General features: G+C 69.0%; 16 protein-coding genes and 1 tRNA gene. 7 read left to right on the forward strand and 10 right to left on the reverse strand.

Translation table 11 applies throughout. The annotated features are described in order from the left end of the window. The first annotated feature begins 60 nt into the window (after window positions 1-60). From ABJF88_16190 to ABJF88_16210, 5 genes are all read left to right on the forward strand, one after another. Window positions 61-588 carry a universal stress protein gene (locus ABJF88_16190; protein MEP0548478.1) on the forward strand — a complete coding sequence of 176 codons (528 nt, stop codon included), beginning with the start codon at window positions 61-63 and terminating at the stop codon, window positions 586-588. A gap of 53 nt (window positions 589-641) precedes the next feature. After that, a complete protein-coding gene (locus ABJF88_16195; GenBank protein ID MEP0548479.1) occupies window positions 642-2,279 on the forward strand; it encodes an FAD-dependent oxidoreductase in 1,638 nt (545 codons plus the stop codon). 110 nt (window positions 2,280-2,389) lie between these two features. Beyond that, window positions 2,390-4,756: a cation:proton antiporter gene (locus ABJF88_16200; protein MEP0548480.1), complete on the forward strand. Its 2,367-nt coding sequence runs from the start codon at window positions 2,390-2,392 to the stop codon at window positions 4,754-4,756. A gap of 168 nt (window positions 4,757-4,924) precedes the next feature. Then, complete coding sequence (locus ABJF88_16205) at window positions 4,925-6,355, forward strand: ATP-binding protein (protein MEP0548481.1); 1,431 nt, start codon at window positions 4,925-4,927, stop codon at window positions 6,353-6,355. 168 nt (window positions 6,356-6,523) lie between these two features. After that, window positions 6,524-7,021: a ferritin-like domain-containing protein gene (locus tag ABJF88_16210; GenBank protein ID MEP0548482.1), complete on the forward strand. Its 498-nt coding sequence runs from the start codon at window positions 6,524-6,526 to the stop codon at window positions 7,019-7,021. Between the two features lie 298 nt (window positions 7,022-7,319). On the opposite strand, the gene ABJF88_16215 is transcribed toward ABJF88_16210, so the two are convergent. The 3 genes from ABJF88_16215 to ABJF88_16225 all read right to left on the reverse strand — a co-directional run bounded on the left by ABJF88_16215 (window position 7,320) and on the right by ABJF88_16225 (window position 12,134). Then, the gene (locus tag ABJF88_16215) at window positions 7,320-8,900 is read right to left on the reverse strand and encodes a T9SS type A sorting domain-containing protein (protein ID MEP0548483.1); all 1,581 of its coding nucleotides are present in this window, start codon (window positions 8,898-8,900) and stop codon (window positions 7,320-7,322) included. A gap of 8 nt (window positions 8,901-8,908) precedes the next feature. After that, the gene (locus ABJF88_16220) at window positions 8,909-11,128 is read right to left on the reverse strand and encodes a helix-hairpin-helix domain-containing protein (GenBank protein MEP0548484.1); all 2,220 of its coding nucleotides are present in this window, start codon (window positions 11,126-11,128) and stop codon (window positions 8,909-8,911) included. 178 nt (window positions 11,129-11,306) lie between these two features. Beyond that, window positions 11,307-12,134 carry a hypothetical protein gene (locus ABJF88_16225; GenBank protein MEP0548485.1) on the reverse strand — a complete coding sequence of 276 codons (828 nt, stop codon included), beginning with the start codon at window positions 12,132-12,134 and terminating at the stop codon, window positions 11,307-11,309. Window positions 12,135-12,295: 161 nt separating this feature from the next. Between ABJF88_16225 and ABJF88_16230 the strand changes: the two genes are divergently transcribed. Next, a complete protein-coding gene (locus ABJF88_16230) occupies window positions 12,296-13,198 on the forward strand; it encodes a DUF4835 family protein (GenBank protein ID MEP0548486.1) in 903 nt (300 codons plus the stop codon). Here the strand turns inward: ABJF88_16230 and ABJF88_16235 are convergent. The 5 genes from ABJF88_16235 to ABJF88_16255 form a co-directional block, all read right to left on the reverse strand. Then, window positions 13,195-15,315 carry a HEAT repeat domain-containing protein gene (locus ABJF88_16235; protein ID MEP0548487.1) on the reverse strand — a complete coding sequence of 707 codons (2,121 nt, stop codon included), beginning with the start codon at window positions 15,313-15,315 and terminating at the stop codon, window positions 13,195-13,197. The two genes, ABJF88_16230 and ABJF88_16235, sit on opposite strands and share 4 nt — an antisense overlap. Window positions 15,316-15,612: 297 nt before the next feature. Next, window positions 15,613-15,789 (reverse strand): hypothetical protein, encoded by a 177-nt coding sequence (locus ABJF88_16240; GenBank protein ID MEP0548488.1) that lies wholly within the window; start codon window positions 15,787-15,789, stop codon window positions 15,613-15,615. A 301-nt stretch (window positions 15,790-16,090) separates the two neighbouring features. Next, window positions 16,091-16,345: a hypothetical protein gene (locus ABJF88_16245; GenBank protein ID MEP0548489.1), complete on the reverse strand. Its 255-nt coding sequence runs from the start codon at window positions 16,343-16,345 to the stop codon at window positions 16,091-16,093. A 196-nt stretch (window positions 16,346-16,541) separates the two neighbouring features. Continuing rightward, complete coding sequence (locus tag ABJF88_16250) at window positions 16,542-16,832, reverse strand: hypothetical protein (protein ID MEP0548490.1); 291 nt, start codon at window positions 16,830-16,832, stop codon at window positions 16,542-16,544. A gap of 290 nt (window positions 16,833-17,122) precedes the next feature. Continuing rightward, a tRNA-Leu gene (locus tag ABJF88_16255) sits at window positions 17,123-17,206 on the reverse strand. 76 nt (window positions 17,207-17,282) lie between these two features. On the opposite strand from ABJF88_16255, the gene ABJF88_16260 reads away from it, so the two are divergent. Continuing rightward, entirely contained in the window at window positions 17,283-19,511 is a 2,229-nt protein-coding gene (locus ABJF88_16260; protein ID MEP0548491.1) for a S46 family peptidase, read from the forward strand. Between the two features lie 56 nt (window positions 19,512-19,567). Here the strand turns inward: ABJF88_16260 and ABJF88_16265 are convergent, their stop codons facing one another. Next, window positions 19,568-20,497 (reverse strand): alkaline phosphatase family protein, encoded by a 930-nt coding sequence (locus tag ABJF88_16265; protein MEP0548492.1) that lies wholly within the window; start codon window positions 20,495-20,497, stop codon window positions 19,568-19,570. Beyond that, window positions 20,498-21,388: a DNA-processing protein DprA gene (locus ABJF88_16270; GenBank protein MEP0548493.1), complete on the reverse strand. Its 891-nt coding sequence runs from the start codon at window positions 21,386-21,388 to the stop codon at window positions 20,498-20,500. Between the last annotated feature and the right edge of the window lie 29 nt (window positions 21,389-21,417).

The following is a 21,417-nucleotide window of genomic DNA, read 5'->3' on the forward strand; positions in this document are numbered from 1 at the left end:
AGCGCCCGCTGTTTTATCGCCGGACGATTCCCTATCTTGGGGCCCCTTCCGTGAGGCTCCATGCTCCCTTTCAAACGCATCCTCGTCCCCTTTGACTTCTCTCGGCTCGCTGAGCAGGGAGTGGAATACGCCGAGGAGATGGCCAAACTCCACGGGGCTCACCTCGACATCCTCCACGTCGTCGAGGAGCCGGCCTTCCCTTCGTTCTTCAAGCTCGGAGCGATGCGGATCTACGGCATGGTGCCGAACCTGGAGAAGGTAGCGTGGACGGCCCTCGAGAAACGCTTCGGCAGCCCCGGCGAGCAGCCGCACCTCGACTTCCACGTCGTCAAGGGCAGTGCCGATGTGGAGATCATCCGGTTCGCAGGCGAGCACGAGAACGACCTCGTCGTGATGACCTCGCACGGGCTGACCGGGCTGCAACACGTCTTGATGGGGAGCGTGGCCGAGAAGGTGGTGAAGATGGCGCCGTGCCCCGTCCTCGTGGTGAAGGCGTTCACGAAGCAGCCGGCCCCCGTCAAGGACGCCGAGAAGGCGGAGGGTGGTGTGAGCGAGCGCGGCGGAGCCGTTCTGAAGGAGCGGCGTTAGAGGGGTCCGCAGAGCGAGGCTCTGGGGGATCACCCACCGTTACGCCGCCCGCCATGCCCAACCCCGCCATCCTCGTCGTGGACGACGACCCCGACGTCCTCCGCGCGATCGCCCGCGACCTCCGCCGCCGCTACGGGCAGGATTACCGCATCCTTCGTGCGTCGAGTGCAGCGGAAGCTCTTACCGCGCTCGACGAGTTGCACGAGCGCGGCGATCCCGTTGCCCTCCTGCTCTCCGACCAGCGGATGCCCCGGATGAACGGGGTCGAGTTCCTGCGCGAGGCTATGCAGCGCTTCCCCCGCAGCAAGCGCGCGCTCCTCACGGCCTACGCCGACACGCAGGCCGCCATCGACGCGATCAACCAATCGCAGGTCGACTACTACCTCCTCAAGCCGTGGGACCCGCCCGAAGAGCGGCTCTACCCCGTGCTTGACGACCTGCTCGACGAGTGGCGGGCGACGTTCCGGCCGGGCTACGGCGGCGTCCGCGTCGTCGGCAGCCGGTGGTCGTCGGAGGCGCACGGGCTGAAGGACTTCCTCGCGCGCAACGCCGTCCCGTATCAGTTCATCGACGCGGAAAGTGACGAGGCGGACGAACTCGTGCAGGGGGCGGCGCTCCCGCTCGTGATTCTGCCCGAGGGCGAGCGGCTCGAAAGCCCGTCGCCAGCTGAGGTGGCCGAGCGGCTCGGACTGCGCACGAGCGCCGATGCCGAGTTCTACGACCTCGCGATTGTCGGGGGCGGACCGGCCGGGCTCGCGGCGGCGGTCTACGGCGCGTCCGAAGGGCTGCGGACCGTGCTGATCGAGCGCGAGGCGCCGGGCGGCCAGGCCGGCACGTCGAGCCGGATCGAGAACTACCTCGGCTTCCCCTCGGGCCTCTCCGGCGCCGATCTCGCCCGCCGCGCCGTCGCCCAGGCCGAGCGCTTCGGCGTCGAGATCATCGCGCCGCGCGAGGTCGAAGGCCTGACCGTCGACGGGCCGTACAAACGGCTCCGGCTCGCCGACGGCAGTGAAGTATCCTGCCACGTGCTGATGTTGGCGACGGGCGTGGCGTGGCGCCAGCTCCCCGCCGATGGCGCAGAGCGCTTCGCCGGGCGTGGCGTCTACTACGGCGCGACGATGACGGAGGCGCTCGGCTGCAAGGACGAGGTCGTCTACATCGTCGGTGCGGGCAACTCGGCGGGGCAGGCAGCGATGTACTTCGCCGAGTACGCGCGCCGCGTCGTGATGCTCATCCGCGGCGACGACCTCGGCGCGAAGATGAGCCACTACCTCGTCGAGCGGATCGAGGCGCACGAGCGGATCGACGTGCTGCTCCACACCGAAGTCGCCGAGTGCCGGGGCGACGGCCACCTCGAGCGGCTCGTGCTCGAACACCAGACGACGGGGGAGCGGACCGAGGTGGATGGCAGCTACCTCTTCGTGTTCATCGGCGCCGCGCCGCACACGGACTGGCTCGACGGCCTCGTCGAGCGGGACGAGCGGGGCTTCGTCATCACCGGGCCCGACCTCGCCGAGCACCACCTCGACGGGTGGCCGCTCGAACGCGCGCCGTTCCTGCTCGAAGCGAATGTGCCGGGCATCTTCGTGGCCGGCGACGTGCGGCACGAGTCGGTCAAACGCGTGGCGAGCGCGGTGGGCGAGGGCTCCGTCGCCGTTCACTTCATGCACCGCCACCTCGCGACGCTGTAGCGAGCGGGGCGACGTTCGCTGTTGGAACAAGTACCGCGGAAGTCGTAGGTTGTCGGCGTGATAGGCGAGCGGGTTTCCGCTCGCATCGACTCCACGAATCGGGCTAGCGCATGACGTTCTTTCTCGCCGCCGGCGCCGCGCCGCCGTTCCTCGTCGAAACCGCGACGCTCATCGTCGCGGGCGCGGTCGTGGCCTACGTGGGGTACCGGCTCGGGCTCGTCCCGATCGTCGGGTTCCTGCTCACGGGCGTGCTGATCGGGCCGCACGGGCTCGGGCTGATCCAGGATCAGGAGATGGTCGACGCCCTCGCCGAGGTCGGCGTGATCCTCCTCCTGTTCACGATCGGGATCGAGTTCTCGCTCGAAAAGCTAGCGCGGATTCAGCGGCTCATCTTCGGCGGTGGCGGGCTCCAAGTCGTCCTCACGACGGCAGCGACGGCGGGCGTGCTCGCGCTCTTCGGCGTGCCGTGGCAGGCGGGCGTGTTCACCGGCTTCCTCGTCGCGCTCTCGTCGACGGCGATCGTGCTGAAGCTGCTCGGCAGCCGGGGCGAGCAGAACGCGCCGCACGGGCAGGTCGCCCTCGGCCTCCTCATCTTTCAGGACCTCGCGATCATCGTGATGGTCCTCCTCGTCCCGATGCTTGCCGGGGCGGGCGGTTCGGCGCTTGACATCGGCTGGGCGCTCGTCAAAGCGGGCCTCGTAATCGTGGCGGTGTTGTTCGGCGCACGGCGCGTGATGCCGGCCGTCCTCGAGCGCGTGGCGCGGACGTGCTCGCAGGAGCTGTTCCTCCTCTCCGTCATCGCCCTCTGTTTCGGAACGGCGTGGCTGACGAGCCTCGCCGGCGTCTCCGTCGCGCTCGGTGCGTTCCTCGCCGGGCTCATCGTCTCGGAGAGCCGGTTCTCGGAGCACGCCTTCGGCGAGATCATGCCCCTCCAGATCCTCTTCTCGGCGACGTTCTTCGTCTCGGTCGGGATGCTGCTGGACGTGGGTTTCCTGTTTACGAACCTCCCGCTCGTGATCGGGGTCGTCGCCGCTGTGCTCGTGCTGAAGGCGGTCGTGACGGCGTTGAGCGCGCGCGTGCTCGGCTACGGGCTGCCGGTCGCGGCAGCGTCGGGGCTGTTGCTCGCGCAGGTGGGGGAGTTCTCGTTCGTGCTGGAGCGGGCCGGGCGCGAGGTCGGGCTCTTTCCGGCCGGGCTCGAAGGGACGGGGAGCCAGGTGTTCTTCGCGTCGTCGGTGCTGCTGATGGTGGCGACGCCGGCGCTCGCGAGTCTCGGCGCACGGCTCGGCAGCAGGATGGAAGAGAAGGCAGAAGCCGAAGAGGTGGCGGCGATGGAGGCGGAGCCCGCCGGGCTCGCGCCGGAGCACGCGCGCATCGAGAACCACGTCATCGTCGCCGGCTACGGGCGCTCGGCGCGGCGGCTCGTGCGCGTCCTCCGCGGCAGCGGGATTCCCCACGTCGTCATCACGCTGAGCCCGCCGCGTGCCGACGAGGCTGAGGCCGAAGGGCTCGCCGTCGTGCGCGGCCACCCGACGCGGGCGCACACGCTCGAAGAGGCCCGCATCGGCAAAGCCAAACTCCTCGTCCTCGCCGACGACGACTACGACCTCGCCCACCGCACCGCCGCCGTCGCCCGCACGCTCAACCCGACGATGCGGATCGTCGCGCGCACGCGCTACCTCAACGAAGCCGAGGAGCTGGAAGCGGCCGGCGTAGACCGCGCGATCGCGCAGGAGTTCGAGATTGTCGTCCAGATTTTCGCCGATCTGCTGCGGGATTACGGCGTCGGCCGCGACGAGATCGAAGGCCACGTCGAGCGGATGCGCAGCGGCGGCTACGTCGCGCTCCGCGAGGATACCGAGGCACCGGCCGTTGTCTGCCACGTCGATAGCGAAACGCTCGTCCACCGCCACGTCGTCGTCCGCGCCGGCGCCGCAGCCAGCGGCGAAACGATCGCCGACCTCGATCTCGGCCGCTACGGGCTGACCGTGCTCGATGTCGTCCGCGACGGCGCCTCGGTCGCGGGGGACGAATCGTTCCGACTGGCCTCCGGCGACGAGTTGGAGCTGAAGGGCTCGGCCGACGCGTTCCTCGCTGGCGCCGTCCTTTTCCGCCCGGCCGGGCTCGGCACCGACGAGCACAGCGCGGATGTGCCGGACACGGTTCGCGTCCCATCGCCGTTCGCGACCGGCGGCGATGGGGCGACCGACGAGCCGCTGCCCCGCGTTCGCCCGAAAGTGTACGGCGCGGATTGGTGCGCACTGACCGGCGGCTTCCGCTCGTACCTCGACCGGAAGGGCATCCCGTTCGACTACTACAACGTCGAGAAAGACGCCGATGCGGCCGACGCCGTCCGCGCGATGAACAACGGCAAGCTAAAATTCCCCATGGTCGTCGTCGGCGACCGCGAAATGAAGAATCCCACGCTCGGCGAACTCGACGATGCGCTCGCGAACGTCGGCCTCGCCGAACCCGTTTAAACGCTCCTGCTAAATCAATGGACGCTGTCATTGCGAGCGACCGAAGGAAGCGCGGCAATCTCCTGAGGGTTGCTGAAATCGGGAGATTGCCACGTCGCTACGGGACGAGTCGCTACGCTCCTCGCAATGACAGGTTGGTGATGGTGAGGAGCTCATAGCCCCGTGCCGATGAACCTTCCCTTCGCTTACACCACCGCACCTGTCCCCGTCGACGAACTCCGCCGCGTTCCCGGACTCGAAGGGCTCGAAGACAGGCTGTTCGACTGGCTCGCCGAGCACGGGGAGTATCTCGAAATCCCCGTCGGGGAGAAGATGTTCAGCGCGGGGATGCCGGCAGAGCAGATGATGATCCAACTCGACGGGGCCGTGCAACTCGTCCTCGACGTGGGCGGGCAGCCGCTGCTCTACAACACGTTTCGCGGCGGGCAGATCACGGGGATGCTGCCGTATTCGCGGATGACCGAGTACACCGGCACGGGCCTCGTCATCGAGCCCGCTCGGGTGGTGATGGTGTGGAAGAAGGATTTCCCGGCGATGCTGGAGCGGAGCGAAGAGCTCGGCCGCCGCCTCGTCGCGCTCATGAGCGACCGCGTGCGGGAGGCGACGCGGAGTGAGCAGCAGTCGGAGAAGCTGGCCGCGTTGGGCAAGCTCTCGGCCGGACTCGCGCACGAACTGAACAACCCCGCCGCCGCCATCCGCCGCTCGGTGTCCGACATGCAGGAGCGCGTCGCCACCCTGCCCGAACTCGTCGCGCGGATGAGCGAGCACCGGCTCAGCCCCGAGCAGATCCGCCTCGCCAGCGCCGTGCAGCGCGAGCTGGCCGAGGAGGGGCCGAAGCCGGACCAGCTCTCCGTCGTCGCGCGCGGCGAGCTCGAAGACGATCTCGCCAACCGGCTCGACGCGCTCGGCGTGGAGGACGGCTGGCGCCTCGCCGAGACCCTCGCCGACGCCGGCCTCACGCCCGCCTGCCTCGACGAGATCGCCGCCGATGTCGATGCCGCCGCCGTGCCCGACGTGCTGCGCTGGGTCGAAGGCGGGCTCGCGGCCGACCGGCTGCTCGCGGAGATCGGCTCGGCGGCAGGCCGCATCTCCGAACTCGTGGCCTCGGTGAAGACGTACTCGCACATGGACCAGGCCCCGGTCAAGCAGCCGACGGACGTGGTGGCGGGGATCGAGTCCACGCTGACGATGCTCGGCCACAAGTTCCGGTCGAAGAACGTCCGCCTCGTCCGCACCGTCGCCGAGGGGCTGCCGCTCGTGCCGGCCTATCCCGGCGAGCTGAATCAGGTCTGGACGAACCTGCTCGACAACGCGCTCGACGCCGTCGCGGAGGGCGGGACCATAGAAGTCGCCGCCGAGGTGTCGGGCCGCTACCTCTGCGTTTCCGTCATCGACGACGGGACGGGCATCCCGGAAGAAATTCAGTCGCGCGTCTTCGAGCCGTTCTTCACTACGAAAGGCGTCGGCGACGGGAGCGGGCTCGGGCTCGACATGGTGCAGCGGATCGTGCGGAACCAGCACAGCGGCACGCTGGATTTGGAGTCGCGGCCGGGACGGACGGAGTTCGTCGTGTGCCTGCCGCTGGCCGAGGAAGCGTAGCTCGTCGCGGCGTGTGAAATCGGGCGGAGACGGACTGAGGCTGCAACAAGCGGGCTGGGCGTTAGTTAATAAGGGTGCACATATACTTTTGTGTGCTCCGACGGTGCCGCCACTTTCCACCTCTTCGGCCTGCCGGAATTACTCCTCTCTACATCACCTCTCATCACCATGAAGCTCAACACGCTCCACGACCTCTACCTCCACCAGCTCAAAGACCTCTACAGCGCCGAGTCGCAGCTCGTCGACGCCCTGCCGGACATGGCGAAGGAGGCGAACCACCCGGACCTGAAGCAGGCCTTCAGCGAGCACCTCCAGCAGACGAAGCAGCAGAAGAGCCGGCTCGAAAAGATCGGCAAGAACCTCGGCGAAGACCTCGACGGCGAGACCTGCCAGGCCATGAAGGGCCTCATCAAGGAAGGCAAGGAGATGATTAAGCAGAAGGCCGCCGACCCCGTGAAGGACGCCGGCCTCATCGCCGCCGCGCAACGCGTCGAGCACTACGAGATCGCCGGCTACGGCACCGTCTGCACGTTCGCCGAGATGCTCGGGCGCCACGACGACCTCCAACTCCTGAAGGAGACGCTGTCCGAGGAGAAGAACACCGACGATAAGCTGAACAAGATCGCGAAGCAGGCTGTTGACCCGGCGGCATTGCAGCCGGCCTGATCCGACTCTACTCTGTCGAAAAGCTCAAGTGGATGTCATCCTGAGCGGAGGCCGCAGGCCGAAGATGAAGGATCTCTCCGGGGAAGCCCGCAGCAGACTGTTGACACCGTGCCCGCAAAGATTCCTCGGCTCCACGCTGTTCCGCTCGGGATGACGAAGTGGAGAGCTTCTAAGTAGAGCAAGCCGACCTGTGATGCTCAGCAGTGCCGATGGGGCGCAGCACCGTGCTGCGCCCCATCGTCGTTTGAACCGGGAACGGTCCCCGAAGGGCTCCGGCGAGCTAAACGCGGGGGAGGTCTCAGCGGACGACGACGAGGCGGCGGGAGAGGACGGACGCCTCGCTCTGCACGCGCACGAGGTAGACGCCGCCGGGCAGCGCGGCCGTGTCGAGGTCGAGCCGGTGGGAGCCCGCAGCGAACGGCCCGTCTGCCAGATTTGCTACGCGGCGGCCGAGCACGTCGTAGACGGTGACGCGGAGATCGGCGTCGGTCGGCAGCGTGAGCGCTACGATCGCGGCGTTCGCAGACGGGTTGGGGTAGACGTTCAGCGTCGCCGTTTCCGGGAGCGCACCGTCTCCGCTCTCGGCGTCGGTCCCCTGCGTCACCGTGAGCGTGAGCGGAACTTCGACGGCCTCGCCGGTCTCCGCCGTGAATGCTTGCAACGCCGCCGTGTTGTCGCCCACCGAGCGTTGCCCCGGCCGGAACGTCAGTTCCAGCGTACGGCTCTCGCCCGGCGCGAGCGCCCCGTCCCACGCCTCCACCACGAGCCACGACGGCGGCAGCGGGTGCGGGCGTATTGCTAGCACGCCTGAATTCTCGAATGAGGACCATGGATAGTAGAGAACTCCATTAGGATCGACGCGGCTCCTCACCGGCTCCCCACTAGACAACCCCGTCTCTGCGTTGGGGTCTTGAAAGGGAAGCGGCGTCTCCAGCGAAGTCCCCGCACCAAGATCGCCGCCGTAGGGGTCTATCGCTGCAACCCGACGCGACGCGCCCGGAGGACGAACATACAATTCGAGACGAGTACTCAAAGAGTCGGTACCGGTCTCGCTCGGGTGGGAATCGAGCCCAAAGGCAAGTGTTGCCCCGGGGTATGCGTCAGGCTGGATGGGGTAGCCAGGAGCAACGTGTCCGAGGGTGTCCACAGCCCAGATCGTCTCACTCCGAATATCCGTGTAGTAAAACAGACCTCGGGTAGCATCATAAGCGATTCCAACAGGGAGGCGGCGCTCATCCGGTGGCACATTGGGTGCTCTTATCGGGAGTTCGATCCGCTGCCCTGTCGGGACACCGTCGAGGTCGCCTTCGAGAAGCAACGCTCGATAGACGTCGAACCCACTCGCCTCGATGTTGAGCCACCACAGCGTCCTGATGTCAGCATTGAAGGTGACACCCCTTGTAGCAGGAAACGGCTCGAACTCCGCCACCACCGGGTGATCGAATACGCGGACGAAGTTCAGCGCGGCGTCGAGTTCGATGGTTCTTCCACCATTGCCTTCGGCTGCGAAGAGTCGTCCGTCGGACGTAATCGTCAGCCCGTAGGGATCAGCGCAGCAGCCGGGGAGGTCGTCGCGGTCCACGAGGAATAAGACCTCGCCGTAGGTCCCACACGCGCTCCCGAAAGCACCTTCACTCAAACGAGATATCCCTGCTGTCCGCTGAAGCGGCCGGTCGAACGAGAGGCAGAAGGCGAGCGCTTCGCTCCCGCTGTTCGTTAGCGTCATCGTCCGCGTCTCGGTTTCGCCCTGCGGCACGGTCACGGCGAGGCTCGACGGCTCCACGGCGAGTTGCGCCCGCGCCGGCGTCACGCCCAGCACGACGCCGAGCGTCAGGCTCAGGAGGCAGGCGCCGGTGCGAACGGGGCGGGGGAGGCGCATGGCACGGCTCAGAACCGGTAGCGGACCTGGAGGGCGAGGTCGCGCACGCGGTTGCCGTCGATCTCGTTCAGCCCGCTGCTGATCGTGCGGCGGTCCTCGAAGCGCGTCTCGGCGAGCTTCACGCGGAGGTCGAGCCCCTCGAACCGGCCGCGCGGCTTGAACGTCAGCATCGCGTACGCCCGCGTGCCGCGCCCGAAGAGGAGCGTATTCGCGAACACGCCGAGCAGGTCGTTCTCGAACTGGTAGAGCCGCGCGTCGAACCCCTCGGTGTCGAAGTACGTCAGCCGCGTGTCGAGCCGGAGCGTTTTCGTGAACTGCCAGCGGACGTCTTGGAAGACGAGCACGCCCGTGTCTACCGGCTCGTCGCTCTCGCGGTAGCGCGAGCCCTCGACGCGCGTGCGGAAGCGGAGGTCGCGGCTGGCCTCGTACTCGCCCTGCACGCGGAGGCTCTGCCGCGTCTCGGGCACGAGCCCGGGGAGGACGGCGCCCGTCGGCTGGTCGAAGTCGGCGTTGCTGTCGCGCGTCTCGGTGCGGCCCTGCACGTAGACCGTGATCCACCGCCTCGGCTTGTGCTGCACGTAGAGGAGCGCCTCGTGACCGGATGCCGGGCGCGGCAGGCCGAAGCGGACCCACGGGAAGCGGTACTGATCGAAGTAGCCCTGCACCGCCCACGTCTTCGCGGGGCGGAGCGTGAGGCCGAGGTAGAGCCCCGTCTCGTTCTGTCCGACCCCGTTGCGCTCGCCGAAGGCATAGCCGTGGAGGCTCACGAAGTCGCGCGGGTAGTGGCGGGCGAGCACGACGGCGTCGAGCTTGCCGAGGCTCGCTTCGGCGCCGCCGACGCCCGCGAACACGCCGTCGTTCTGGGCGACCTCGCCGAAGAGCTGGAAGTCGCCGAGGAAGAGGTTGGCGTACGCGCTCGCCGTCGTCGCGTCGGTGCCCGAGAAGGCGAACCGCTCGTACGGCCGGTCGCCGGGCGCGAGGGGGTTGTCGAACCGAGCGTTGTAGCCGACGACGCCGACGGTCGCGCGCTCGAACCGGTATTCGAGTCCGCCGCCGAAGAGCGTTTCGCCGAGCGCGTCCTTCTTCGCGATCTCGTTCGGCGTGCGGTGGAGGCCGTCTGCGGCGAGGCCGGCCACGGTCGCGTCCGTGATCGGAATATCCACGTCCGTCGTGTCCACGTCGTTGAACGAGGCGTCGAGCGTGCGGCGGCTGGCGAAGGCCGTCGCGTAGAGCGCGGGCGTCACGGCGACCGTCGTGCCGACGCCGCGGAAGAACTGGTTCTCGTCGGTCGAGCCGTAGGGCCGGATCCCGCGCCCGCGTTTGACGAGCGGGCGGACCGACTCGCGCCCTTTCCCGAACCCGGCCGCGCGCCACAGCGCGAGCCCCTGTCCGAACTCGGCCACGAAGTCGCCGACGACGAGCGCCTCGATCCGGCCGACGCGGAGGGCGGCGAGGTGGAAGGAGGCGAAGTCGTAGCCGTAGCTCCCGATGTCGGGGTCGAAGGTGAACTGCTCGCCGGGGTCCTTTTCAAGGGTGATGTTTGCGCTGAGGTTCCGGCGATACGTGGCGCGGAGGCGGGTGTAGATCCGCTCGGGTGAGCCGGCGTAGCGCGTCGGCGGGGGCACGTCGTCGGCGAGGTCGTCGGGGAGGGCGTCGTAGCCCTCGCCGAGGTCGAGGCGTCGGGTGACACGCTGGAGGAGTTCGATGCGGGCGTTCGCGCGGACGACGGCGAGGCTCGGCACCTCGGGATAGGGCGAGGCCTCGGGCGCGGTGCGCGGGAGCGGCAGCCCGATCGTGAGGTACGGCCGGGCTTCGAGGTACGTCGCCGGATCGATGCCCTCGACCGAGCGCAGCTCGGGGATCGAGCCGAAGAGGCCGTTCTCTTCGCGGTAGCGGACGATGGCCTGGGCGACGATGGGCGAGAACGACGGGACCTGCGCTAGCTCCTCCGCTCCGGCACGGTTGACGTCGAGCGGGTTCTCGCGGAGGTCTTCGAGGAGCTCCAGCAGCTCGGTCGGGTCGCCGGAGATCTCGTCGTCGGTGAGGTTTTCGAGCACGTCCTCGCGGACGTCGTCGGCCGTGGTGTCCGCCGGCACGTCCTGCGCGAGCGCGGCCGGGGCAGCGAGGAAGAGAGCGAGGAGGAAGAGGGAGGGGAGCGAGAGGGGGGAGGGAGAGGAGAGATGCTGTTGCTCTGCCGAGGAATTCTGCGAACCCTCCCGACGTGTCATCCTGAGCTTGTCGAAGGATCTCTCGTGGGCACCGCGATGCTCGACAGAGATGGGCTTCGCCGAGCCCTGCGGGGTCCCTCGGCTGCGCTCGGGATGACACAGGAGAGAGCTCCTCGACCAAGCAAGTCGCTTTCTCCGCCCTCCTTTCTCTCTCATTCTCTCTCCCATTCCCGACCCCCTAAAACTGGACGCCGAAGCCGAAGGCGGGCGTCCAGCCGAGCACGTCGTGCCGCTCGGCCGCCACGTCCGCGCGCAGAATCCCGACGGCCACGCCGACGCCGGTGCTGAAGCGGACGGGCTCCGTCGAGAACCCGGCGCGGAGGAAGAGCACGTCGACGGGTTGGACTTCGAGCCCGCCCCGGAAGGAGACGGGGAAGTCCACGTCTTTGTCGACGCTGAAGAGCAGGAGTGCTTGCTTGACGGCTTGGTACGCGAGGCCGACTTCGAGGCCGGAGCGGAGCGGGTCGAACTCGGTCAACTCGGGCCGGTTGAGGTTGTAGGCGTGGAAGCCGAAGTCGAGGCCGGGCAGCACCTCCACGAGGGCCCCGAGCGAGAGGCCGAGCGCGCCGCCCGAGCCGAACTCGGTGATGGAGACCGCCGTGTAGCCGAGGGCGAGCCCGGCGTGGACGCTGCGCGAGGCGGAGACGGGGAAGGCGCGGGCGTAGCCGATTCCGAAGTGGGTCTCGCGGAAGTCCTCGAAGCCGTACGTCCGCGCCGTCCCCGTGAACGTGCCGAAGGCGGTCGGCTCGGCGAAGGCGACGGCACCGACGCGGAGCTCGGACAGCCCGAAGGCCTGTGAGGCGAAGGCGCCGGCGGCGCGGCCCGGAAGCCCAGCCTGGCTCGCCGGGTTGTGGTGGCCCCACACGTCGCCCGAGAGCGCGGTGCCGGCGCGGCCGAGCGCGAGCGTGCGCGCGCCGCCTTCGGCGAGCGGGACGAGTTGGGCGGAGGCCGGTCCGGCGGCGCCGACGAGGGCGCAGAGGGCGGCGAGACGGAGGAGGGGGCGCATGAAAACGTCGGCGTGACCTGACCGCGGCGGGGAGCCGAAGTATACGATTCCTGACGGTTGCAACGTATGATGGAGAGGGCGCCCGGCGCCGCGCGGCCCTCGCTGCGCGCCGGTGCTATCTTCCGCCCGCGCGCTCCCGCTGTGCAACCCGCCTCCCCGTTATGCTCTCCGCCTTTCGCCGGCTCGCTTTCCTCGCCCTCGCCGTGGCTGCCCTCGCGCCCCGCGCCTCCGCGCAGGAGCTGAACTGCAACGTCGACGTCAACTTCGAGTCGCTCGGCGGGAACGAGTTCACCTTCCTCGACGACCTCGAAGAGGAGATGGAACGCTACCTCGACGGCCGTTCGTGGACGGAGGACCGCTTCGCGGATATCGAGCGCATCAACTGCACGTTCAGCATCACGTTCACCGAGGCGCAGGGGCTCGACCGCTTCACCGCCCGCATCGCCGTCGGCAGCAGCCGCCCGATCTACGGCACGCCGCGCACGACGCCGGTCTTCCAGATCATCGACTCCCAGTGGCAGTTCCAGTACAACCGGGGCCAGCCGCTCATCTTCAACCCGAACCGCTACGACGCGCTGACGAGCCTGCTCGATTTCTACGCGTACATGATCCTCGGGTACGACTACGACACGTTCTCGGAACTCGGCGGGACGCCGCACTTCGAGCGTGCGCGGAGCATCGCCGAGCTCGCGCAGGCGCAGGGCGACGCCGGCTGGCTCAGCATCGGCGACGACCAGACGCGGACGACGCTCGTCCGCCAGCTCCTCGACGCGCGCTACCTCCCGCTCCGCCGGGCCTACTTCCTCTACCACCTCGGCGCGCTCGACCTCTTCACGCGGGACCCGGAGACGGCGTGGCAGACCGGCTTCAGCGCCATCTCCGGGATCTACGAGCTATTCCTCGAAGTCTCGCGGAAGTACTCGACGGACCTCTTTTTCGCGGCGAAGGCGAGCGAACTCGTGCAGCTCTTCGAAGACGCCGACGACGTGCGGAACGAGCTCTACGCGATGCTGATCGAGATGGACCCGGCGCGCTCTAGCGAGTACGACCGGCTGCTGAACTAGCGCGCCGCGTCGTCGGGCTGGACCGTCGCGCGCAGCACGCGGTCGCCCTGCAGGAGTTCGTCGACGACGTCCTGCCCGCGCACGACGCGGCCGAACGCGGTGTAGCGCCCGTCGAGGTGGGGTTGCATCGAATGCGTGACGAAGAACTGCGAGCCCTCCGTGTCCTTCCCCGCCGACGCCATCCCGATCGTGCCGCGCTCGTACGGGACGCGGGCGAACTCGCTCGGGAGGAACAGGCCCGGCCCGCCGAACCCGTCGGCGCGGACGTAGTCGCCGCCCTGCACGACGAAGTTGGAGACGACGCGGTGGAACGGGACGCCGTCGTAGTCGCCGCGCCCCGCGGTGCGCGTGAGGGTCTGCACGGTGAGCGGGGCCGCCTCGGTATCGAGCTCGATCACGACCTCGCCCCGGTCGGTTTGCAACTGCAGGCGCGGGTGGCGGCCGAGCGATCGGAGGTAGTCCCAGTCGAACGCCGGGAAGTCGGGCGGCATGAGCCCCGTCGCCTCGAAGTCGATGCCCTCACCGAAGCGCTCGCTGAGCGTCGTCGCGGCGGCTTGCCGGATCGTCGGGTGCGGCCCTTCGAGCGCGACTTCGAGCAGGAACGGGACGGCCGTCGTGTCGCGGATCTCGCCGAGCGCGCGGACGATCTCGACCATTGGCTCGATGTCGTCAGGCGTGCTCATCTCGCCGTAGGTCTCGCGCAGCACGGTGGACGCGCCGAGCGGGCGGAAGAGGGAGTCGGCGAGGGCGGGGGCGGCGGCGTAAGCCGTGGCGAGGTCGCGTCGCCGGAGCGCACGGGCGAAGAGGTCGAAGTAGAACGGCGCACGCTCGGCGGTGTGCTCATCCGCCCAACTCGCCTTCAGCGCTTCGAGCGCGGCGTACGCCACGCGCGCGTCCGGGTCGTCAGCGGCCGTGCGGACGAGGTCGAGCGCGGCGGGGTCGAGGACGCCGGCGAGTCCGCCGAGCGCAGCGGCGCGGGCGAAGGGGATTTCGTGCGCGGGCAGGGCGGACGAACGGCTCGCGCCGAGGTCGCGTACGCGAGCGAGCACGGCATCGACCCGGTTTGCCTGCGCGAGTGCTGAGAGGAGGGGAGCCCACACGCGCCACCGCGCCGGGTGCGCGTCGGCCCACACTTCGAGGAGGTCGAGCCGCTCGGCATCGAGCGTATCCGCGGCGGCGAGCGCTCCGGCCGCGGCGGCGGCGACGTGCGTGGAGGGATCGTCGAGCGCGACGAGCAGGGCGTGGTGGGCGAAGCTCGATGAGGTCGGGCGGGCGAGGGCGCGCGCCGCGTTCGTCCGCACGCGCCAGTCCTCGCTCTTGCGGAGGAGTTGGACGAGGCGGGCTTCGGTGCCGTCCGCGTCCAGCCGCCCGAGCGCGAGCGCGAGGTACTGCTGCGCCGGGTCGCTGGGGGCGAGGCTGTCGGAGGCCGCGATCACGAGGTCGCTGGCGTAGCGCCACGGATCGGGGTCGGCGATGCGGCCGAAGTAGTAGGCGGCGTGCTCGCGGAGGTCGGGGTCGGGGTCCGTGAGGTGCCGCGCGAGCCAGTCCACGGCGTCGCGGTCGTGGACGCCGCGGAGGCCGTAGCGCGCGATTGCGATCGCCCGGTCGGGGTCGAGGCTGGCCGGGAACGGGAGGCCGGGGAGGGCGGAGAGCGTGGCCTCGCCGCCCGTTTTTCCGAGGGCTTCGAGCAGGAGCCGCTGCACGGCCGGATCGGCCTCGTCGCGGAGTGCGGCGATGAGCGGGAGTTCGGCCGCTTCGCCGGCGCTCTGCCCAAGGGCGAACGCCACGTCGGCACGGACGAGCGGGCTCGGGTCATCGAGGAGGAAGAGGAGCAGGGGGACAGCCGCCGTGTCCTGCACCGAGCCGAGCGCTAGTGCGGCCCGAGCACGCACGGCCGCAACTTTGGAGGTCAACCGATCCCGCAGCACCGCCGCGTTACGCCGCGTCTGCCGCTCGACGACGACCTGAAGGTCGGGCCGTTGGAGGAGGGCGTCGCTCGGTCGGGCGTAGGCGGCTTCGGGGGGCTGAGGTGGTGCGGCTTTGCCCGTGACAGGGGGTCGAGTGCAGCCGAGGACCGTCGAGAGCGCGGCGAGGAGGGCGAGGGCGAGCAGGCGCATGAAAGACGTGGCGGGGGGCGCTCCGGAAAGCGGCGCGCAGGAAGTCGGGGCTTCGGACCGGAGCGAGCCGGAACGGCCTGTACCTTGTTACGCCCGAGTGGGCACGGTACCGGATTCGACTTGCCGACCGCTCGCCGTAGCCACAGCGGGGCGTGGGAGCGTCGAATATAGCCCCAGACGGTAGCAGGCCACAGCAGCGTCGATCGCCCGTCTACTCTGCTCCTCCTTTGCGACGGGGAAGGGCGGAGAGGCGCTGACCCGAACCGCTCGGGCCGTGATGCTCTGGTGCTTGTGAGCCTACGCGCTCAGCGGCGGGGGCTTGGGTGGGTTGGCCGTGAACGCACTCGCATAGGCCGCGGTCGCCTCGTACAATGCCGTGTGAAGCTGGCTGGCCTCGCCTCGGCCGGTCATGATCCGAAGGCGGAGTTCGATCGCCTTCATCCGCTTCCATTCCGTGAGAACTGGTCCGTTCATAGTGTCAGCGAAATGGGCGTGCGCGGCGTGTGATTCGTTTCACCCACAGAATCGCTCCGACGCAGGTCAGCAAACTCGAAGGATTGGAGGGCGTGCTCTAGTTCGCTCCGTAAGCATTCTCGCTGTCGGGTGCTCAATCCGCCGCTGCTCAGGCGCTGGTAGATCACCTCGACGTGTTTCCAGCGGGTGATAGACTTGGAGGGAGGCAGGTCCATCGCAGTTCGGTGTGCCTAGGAGAGGGCAACGTGCCTTAGGAGGCAAGGCACGCAGAAGGAAACGAGTTCAAGTGCAAGGGCCCTTGTCAGAGGGCGCTTTCGTGTCCCGGCGGCGAAGCCGCGCGCATCCCAGGGCGGAGAAACCGAGTCCCCTTTAGCATCTTGTCGGCGTAGGAGACACGGAGTTGAGCGAGGGCTTCCTGCAACTCGGCATGGAGGTGGTCCATCTCTTCCTCGTCCAAGCGTGCGTTCTTGAGGCGGAGTTGGATGTCCATAACCCGCTTCCACATCGTGATGCTGGAGCCGGTCGAGGTGCGGAAGCCTTCAGGGATGCGATTCATGCGGCAAGCGTCAGGTACGTGGCTAGGACGGTACGAGAGCAGGATATCAAAAGGGGAGCGCGGCTTTATATAGGGGCGCTCCCCATTTCTTGAGGGGGAGATCCCTGCCATACACACAATACGAAAAACGTCGGCTGCAGGGGTCGGTTAGCCTTGGCGACCCCTCACGCAGTACGCCCTCAACCGTGCACGGCTACTATCCGCGCGCGTTCGTGAAACGCCGCCTTCTGACCGCCTCGGCGAGCGAGGAGTAGGTAGGGGCGGCAGTCGTGTCCCGAACTCGGCCGAACTCCGCGTCGATTCGGCTGACGAGCAGGGTGCGTTGCTCGTCGAGGAAGGGGAGCACTCGCGTGCGTCCGTAGCGGGCGAGGACGTGCGCCCCGTTCACCGAGCGACTCGCGATCCAGTAGACGACCCACCGAACCCATCCGGCGAACCCGGAGGAGAAGTGAACGTGATCGGCGGGATGGGCGCGGCGTCGTTGCATGGTAGGGGGCATTCACCTACCGATCCTACGAGAGAGAGGAGCCTTACGTTGCAAAAGGTTGGAACCGTACGGTTCCACTACAGGCTCGTCCGAGTGCCGTTTTGAGTCACGGGCGATCGTCGTCTCAGCCGTAGCGGGAGTCTCCGACAGCGTACGAAGACGTGAAGACGGGGGGCAGAGCGAGGGCCGTGGGGAACGGCCGTACCGGGCGGACGTTGCGGAGAGACGTACGACGCGCATACTCTCCGGTCGCCCGGTCCGAGCGGACTCGGGCGGCGCCGGGGAAGGGGTGCGAAAGGGGGGACTCGAACCCCCACGGGTGTTACCCCACCAGATCCTAAGTCTGGCGCGTCTGCCAATTCCGCCACTCTCGCAAGCAGTCGCCCAATATAAGCCCCGGTGAACGGCGGTCTCCCGATGTCCTCCCCTCTCACGCAACGACAGAACGTAATGAACCGTTTTTCCATCGTCACGCTGGTGCTCGCCCTCTCCCTCGGCGCCTGTTCCAGCACGGAGATGACGACGGCCCCCCCGCCGTCCGCCCCCCCGCCGACCACGACCTTGCCGCAGGAGCCGGTGACGGTCGCGACCGATCAGACGGCCGCCATGGAGGCGCCGGCGCTCATCGACCCCGACACGGTCCGGGCCAGCCGCTCCGACACGGGGCGGATGTTCACCTTCGACAACCCGCCGCGCACCTATCTCACCGAGACCTACGGCTTCTCGCCCGATGAAGACTGGTTCGAGCACGCCCGGCTCGGCGCGCTCCGCTTTGCGAGCTACTGCTCGGCCTCGTTCGTGTCCCCGAACGGGCTCATCCTCACGAACCACCACTGCGCCCGCCAGAGCGTGACGCAGGTGACGCAGGCCGGCGAGAACCTCGGCGACGACGGGTTCTACGCCGCGACGATGGACGACGAGCGCACGGTCGAAGACCTTTACGTCGAGCAGCTCGTCGAGATCGTGGACGTGACGGCTGAGGTGGACGCGGCGGCAACGACGATGGAGACGGACGCCGAGCGGATCAACGCCCGGCAGGAAGCGATCGCGGCGATCGAAGAGCGCCTCGGGGCCGAGCGCGGCGGCGAGGACGCGGGCCTCCGCGCGCAGGTCATTTCGCTCTATAACGGCGGCCAGTACTCGGCGTACATCTTCCGTCGCTACGACGACATCCAGCTCGTCTTTGCGCCCGAAGACCAGGCCGGCTTCTTCGGCGGCGACCCGGACAACTTCACGTACCCGCGCTACAGCCTCGACTTCGCCCTCTTCCGCGCCCTCGGCGAGGACGGGCAGCCGCTCGACACGGAGGAGTTCTACTTCCCGTGGAGCGAGAACGGCAGCGACACGGGCGACCTCGTCTTCGTCATCGGCAACCCCGGCACGACGACGCGGCTCCAGACCGTGGCCCAGCTCGAATACCGCCGCGACGTGCAGGACCCCGCCATCCTCCGGCTCTACTCCACGCGCGCCGACGTGTACGAGGGCTTCGTCGCTGCGAACCCCGACGCGCCGGAGACGCCTGAGTTGGAGGACACGTACTTCTCCCTCTCGAACGCGCGGAAGTCTTACACCGGCCGCGTCGAGGGCCTCCGCGATCCGTACATCATCGCCCGCCGCGCCGCCGCCGAGCGGAGCTTCCGCGAGGCCGTCGAGAACGACGCGCAGCTCGCCGCCGAGTACGGCGCGCTCTTCGATCAGATCGCGCAGAACCGGCGGGAAGCCGGACAGTTCGGCGAGGAGTTCGGGGCGTTCGTGGGGATGAACCCCGGCTCGCCCGTCGCCTCGAACGTCATCACGCGGTCGGTCTACGCCTACGCCTACGGGCTCACGCAAAACCCGTCGTTCCGCGAGACCGTGCTCGGGATCGACGACGAGCGGCCGGCCGGCGTCGAGCGCGCGCTTCTCGAAGCTCGTCTCGAAGACTTCGTCTACTACTTCGGCGAGGACAGCGACATCGTCCGGCAGATCCTGCAGGGGCGCTCCGTCGAGGCCGCCGCGCAGGACCTCTTGCAGAACTCGGCGTTCGCGACGGAGGCGGGCACCGCCGCCGCGCTCGACGGCGACCTTGCGGCGTCCGGCGACCCGGCGCTCGTGATCGCGGCGGCCATCTGGCCCCGCTTCGCGCAGTACCAGCAGCAGTCCGGCGTGCTCGGTGCCCAGGTGAACGAACTCGCCGCCCAGCTCGCGCGCGCCCGCTTCGACGTCTACGGCACCGAGATCCCGCCGGATGCGACGTTCTCGCTCCGCATCAACGACGGCGTCGTCCGGGGCTACCCCTACAACGGCACCGTCGCGCCGCCGTACACGACGTTCTACGGGATGTACGACCGCTACTACAGCTTCCGTCCCCAGGAGTCGCTTGCTGAGTTCTACGAGCTCCCCGGCGCGTGGATGCCGATCCCGGACGCGCTCGACCTCTCGACGCCGTTCAACTTCGTCACGACGAACGACATCATCGGCGGCAACTCCGGCTCGCCGATGCTCAACCGCAACCTTGAAGTCGTCGGCGTCGCGTTCGACGGCAACATCCAGAGCCTGCCCGGCGACTACATCTACCTCCCGTACCAGAACCGGACGGTGGGCGTGGACTCGCGCGGGATGATGGAGGCGCTGGAGTCGGTCTACGACGCCGACCGGATCGCCAACGAGCTCCGCACGGGCGCCCTCGTGGCGCGGTAGTCGCGGGATCCGATCGAACCCCAGTGACGGTAGGGGCGGCGCTGCACGCGTCGCCCCTACTTTGTTAGGAGCGCCACGAGGGCCGGCGTCACGTCCATCAGGTTGCCCACCTCGGCGAGTGCGGCAGCACCGGGGCCGAGCGCGACGAGCGGGACGGGGTGGCGCGTGTGCGTCTTCGTGCCGAGGTCCTCGAGGTTGCCGTGGTCGCTCGTGACGACGAGGAGGTCGCCCTCGTCGAGCGCGCCGAGCAGGCCGCCGAAGAAGGCGTCGAGGGAGCGGAGCGTGGCGGCGGCGCGGCCGGGACTCTGGCTGTGACCGGCTTTATCGGTGAGGTAGTACTCGAAGAGCGTGAGGTCGGCGGCGTGGCTGAGTCGGGCGAGGCGGCGGCCGGCTGCCTCCTCCGAGATCACGGGCACGTCGATGCCGAGGTGCTCGGGCCACGCGGCGGCGGTGAGGTCGGCGGTGAGCGCATCGCCCGCGCGCAGGTCGGCCTCGCGGCGGAGGGGGACGCCGGCCTCGATGCAGCAGAGCGTGGTGACGGTCCACCGGCCGCGCCCTTCGGCGTAGCGGAAGAACCGGTCGGGGTAGGCGTTCGCGAACGCGCCCGTCCGCCCCGCGTCCCGCAGCCGCACGAACAGGTTGCGCGCCGCGATGACGGGCTTCGACGTGGAGTGCGGATAGGGGCCGAAGTGGCGGCCCGCCCGCGCCGCGCAGTTGACCCCGGTGAGGAGCGTGGCCTGTCCCGTCCCGCTCTGCGGCAAGCCCTCCACCCCGAGCGTCGCATCGATGGGTCGGAAGAGGTGTCCGGACTCGGCAATGGGCACAGCGTCCGCTGTCCACCGCTGTCCGCCCGCGAGTCGCTCGAAATGGGGAAGCGCGAGCGAGGCGAACGGGTTGTGGTCAGTGGTCGGGCCGAGTCCGACGCCGTCGAGGAACACGAAGACGATGCGGGCGGGCAGTGCCTCGGGAAGCGGAGCGTCGGGCACCTACGCGCCTCCCTCGGGCTGCGCCGCCGCGACGACCCAATCGAGGTCGATCGGCCGGCCGAGGGCGTGGACGCGCTCGGGCAGCGGCGCATCCCCCGCGACCCCGAACGTGGGACGGTCGTGCTCGACGGCCCACGCGAGGGCGCGCGCTTCGTGCGTCTCCGGCTCGGGCGTGAAGAAGGCCGAGGCCCGGGCGGCGGCGGCCATCACGAGCGCCCGCTCGGCGTCGTCGTGGGGGAACGGGCCGTGCTCGACGGGGAACGGCGAGAGGAGCAGCCCGCCCGCGGCGACGGCGGCGCTGACATGGGGCCGCATCGGCTTCGGGATGCGGGCCATCCCCGCGTTCGCCACGAGGATGGAGGGCCGGCCCGCGCTCGTGCACAGCTTGTGGACAACGACGTCGAACCCGTGCTCGGCGCCGCCCATCACGACGAGGTCGTGGGCGATGAGCTTGCGGACGAGGTCCTGCGCGATCTCGAACGCGGGGCCGGGGAGGGGCGGCCGGGCGAAGAGCGCGACGGCGGGCCGCGTCAGCAGGTCGGCGTCGCCGTAGGCGTAGAGCGCGGCGGGCCGCTCGGCGAGGTCGAGGGCGTCGAGCCCGGCGGGCCACCGTGCGTCGTGGCTCGTTAGCACGTCGATGCGGCGGCTCGCGAGCGTCGCGATGGCGTCGGCGGCCTCGGCGAGCAGGGGGCGCATAGCCTCGTCGTCGAAGAGCGTATCGACGAGGGCGGCGGCGCGCGGGGCGCCTTTGATGCGGAGGAGGACCTGCTCGCGGGGCGTCGCCCGCAAGGCGTCGTAGGTCGGGAAGTGCGCGAGCAGGCGTTGCGCCGTCACGCGTCCGACGCCGTCGATGCGCAGCAGGGCGAGGGTGAGGGCGGCGGACTCGGACATGGGGCGGGAGGTCGGGTCGGGCAAGATAC

It is taken from the genome of Rhodothermales bacterium, assembly GCA_039944855.1.
GTDB lineage: Bacteria > Bacteroidota > Rhodothermia > Rhodothermales > JANQRZ01 > JBBSMX01.

Bases quoted from the DNA above. Each gene is read 5' to 3' on its own strand.
- ABJF88_16190 (MEP0548478.1), top strand. From the start codon at position 61: ATGCTCCCTTTCAAACGCATCCTCGTCCCCTTTGACTTCTCTCGGCTC.
- ABJF88_16195 (MEP0548479.1), top strand. From the start codon at position 642: ATGCCCAACCCCGCCATCCTCGTCGTGGACGACGACCCCGACGTCCTC.
- ABJF88_16200 (MEP0548480.1), top strand. From the start codon at position 2,390: ATGACGTTCTTTCTCGCCGCCGGCGCCGCGCCGCCGTTCCTCGTCGAA.
- ABJF88_16205 (MEP0548481.1), top strand. From the start codon at position 4,925: ATGAACCTTCCCTTCGCTTACACCACCGCACCTGTCCCCGTCGACGAA.
- ABJF88_16210 (MEP0548482.1), top strand. From the start codon at position 6,524: ATGAAGCTCAACACGCTCCACGACCTCTACCTCCACCAGCTCAAAGAC.
- ABJF88_16215 (MEP0548483.1), bottom strand. From the start codon at position 8,900: ATGCGCCTCCCCCGCCCCGTTCGCACCGGCGCCTGCCTCCTGAGCCTG.
- ABJF88_16220 (MEP0548484.1), bottom strand. From the start codon at position 11,128: ATGACACGTCGGGAGGGTTCGCAGAATTCCTCGGCAGAGCAACAGCAT.
- ABJF88_16225 (MEP0548485.1), bottom strand. From the start codon at position 12,134: ATGCGCCCCCTCCTCCGTCTCGCCGCCCTCTGCGCCCTCGTCGGCGCC.
- ABJF88_16230 (MEP0548486.1), top strand. From the start codon at position 12,296: ATGCTCTCCGCCTTTCGCCGGCTCGCTTTCCTCGCCCTCGCCGTGGCT.
- ABJF88_16235 (MEP0548487.1), bottom strand. From the start codon at position 15,315: ATGCGCCTGCTCGCCCTCGCCCTCCTCGCCGCGCTCTCGACGGTCCTC.
- ABJF88_16240 (MEP0548488.1), bottom strand. From the start codon at position 15,789: ATGAACGGACCAGTTCTCACGGAATGGAAGCGGATGAAGGCGATCGAA.
- ABJF88_16245 (MEP0548489.1), bottom strand. From the start codon at position 16,345: ATGAATCGCATCCCTGAAGGCTTCCGCACCTCGACCGGCTCCAGCATC.
- ABJF88_16250 (MEP0548490.1), bottom strand. From the start codon at position 16,832: ATGCAACGACGCCGCGCCCATCCCGCCGATCACGTTCACTTCTCCTCC.
- ABJF88_16260 (MEP0548491.1), top strand. From the start codon at position 17,283: ATGAACCGTTTTTCCATCGTCACGCTGGTGCTCGCCCTCTCCCTCGGC.
- ABJF88_16270 (MEP0548493.1), bottom strand. From the start codon at position 21,388: ATGTCCGAGTCCGCCGCCCTCACCCTCGCCCTGCTGCGCATCGACGGC.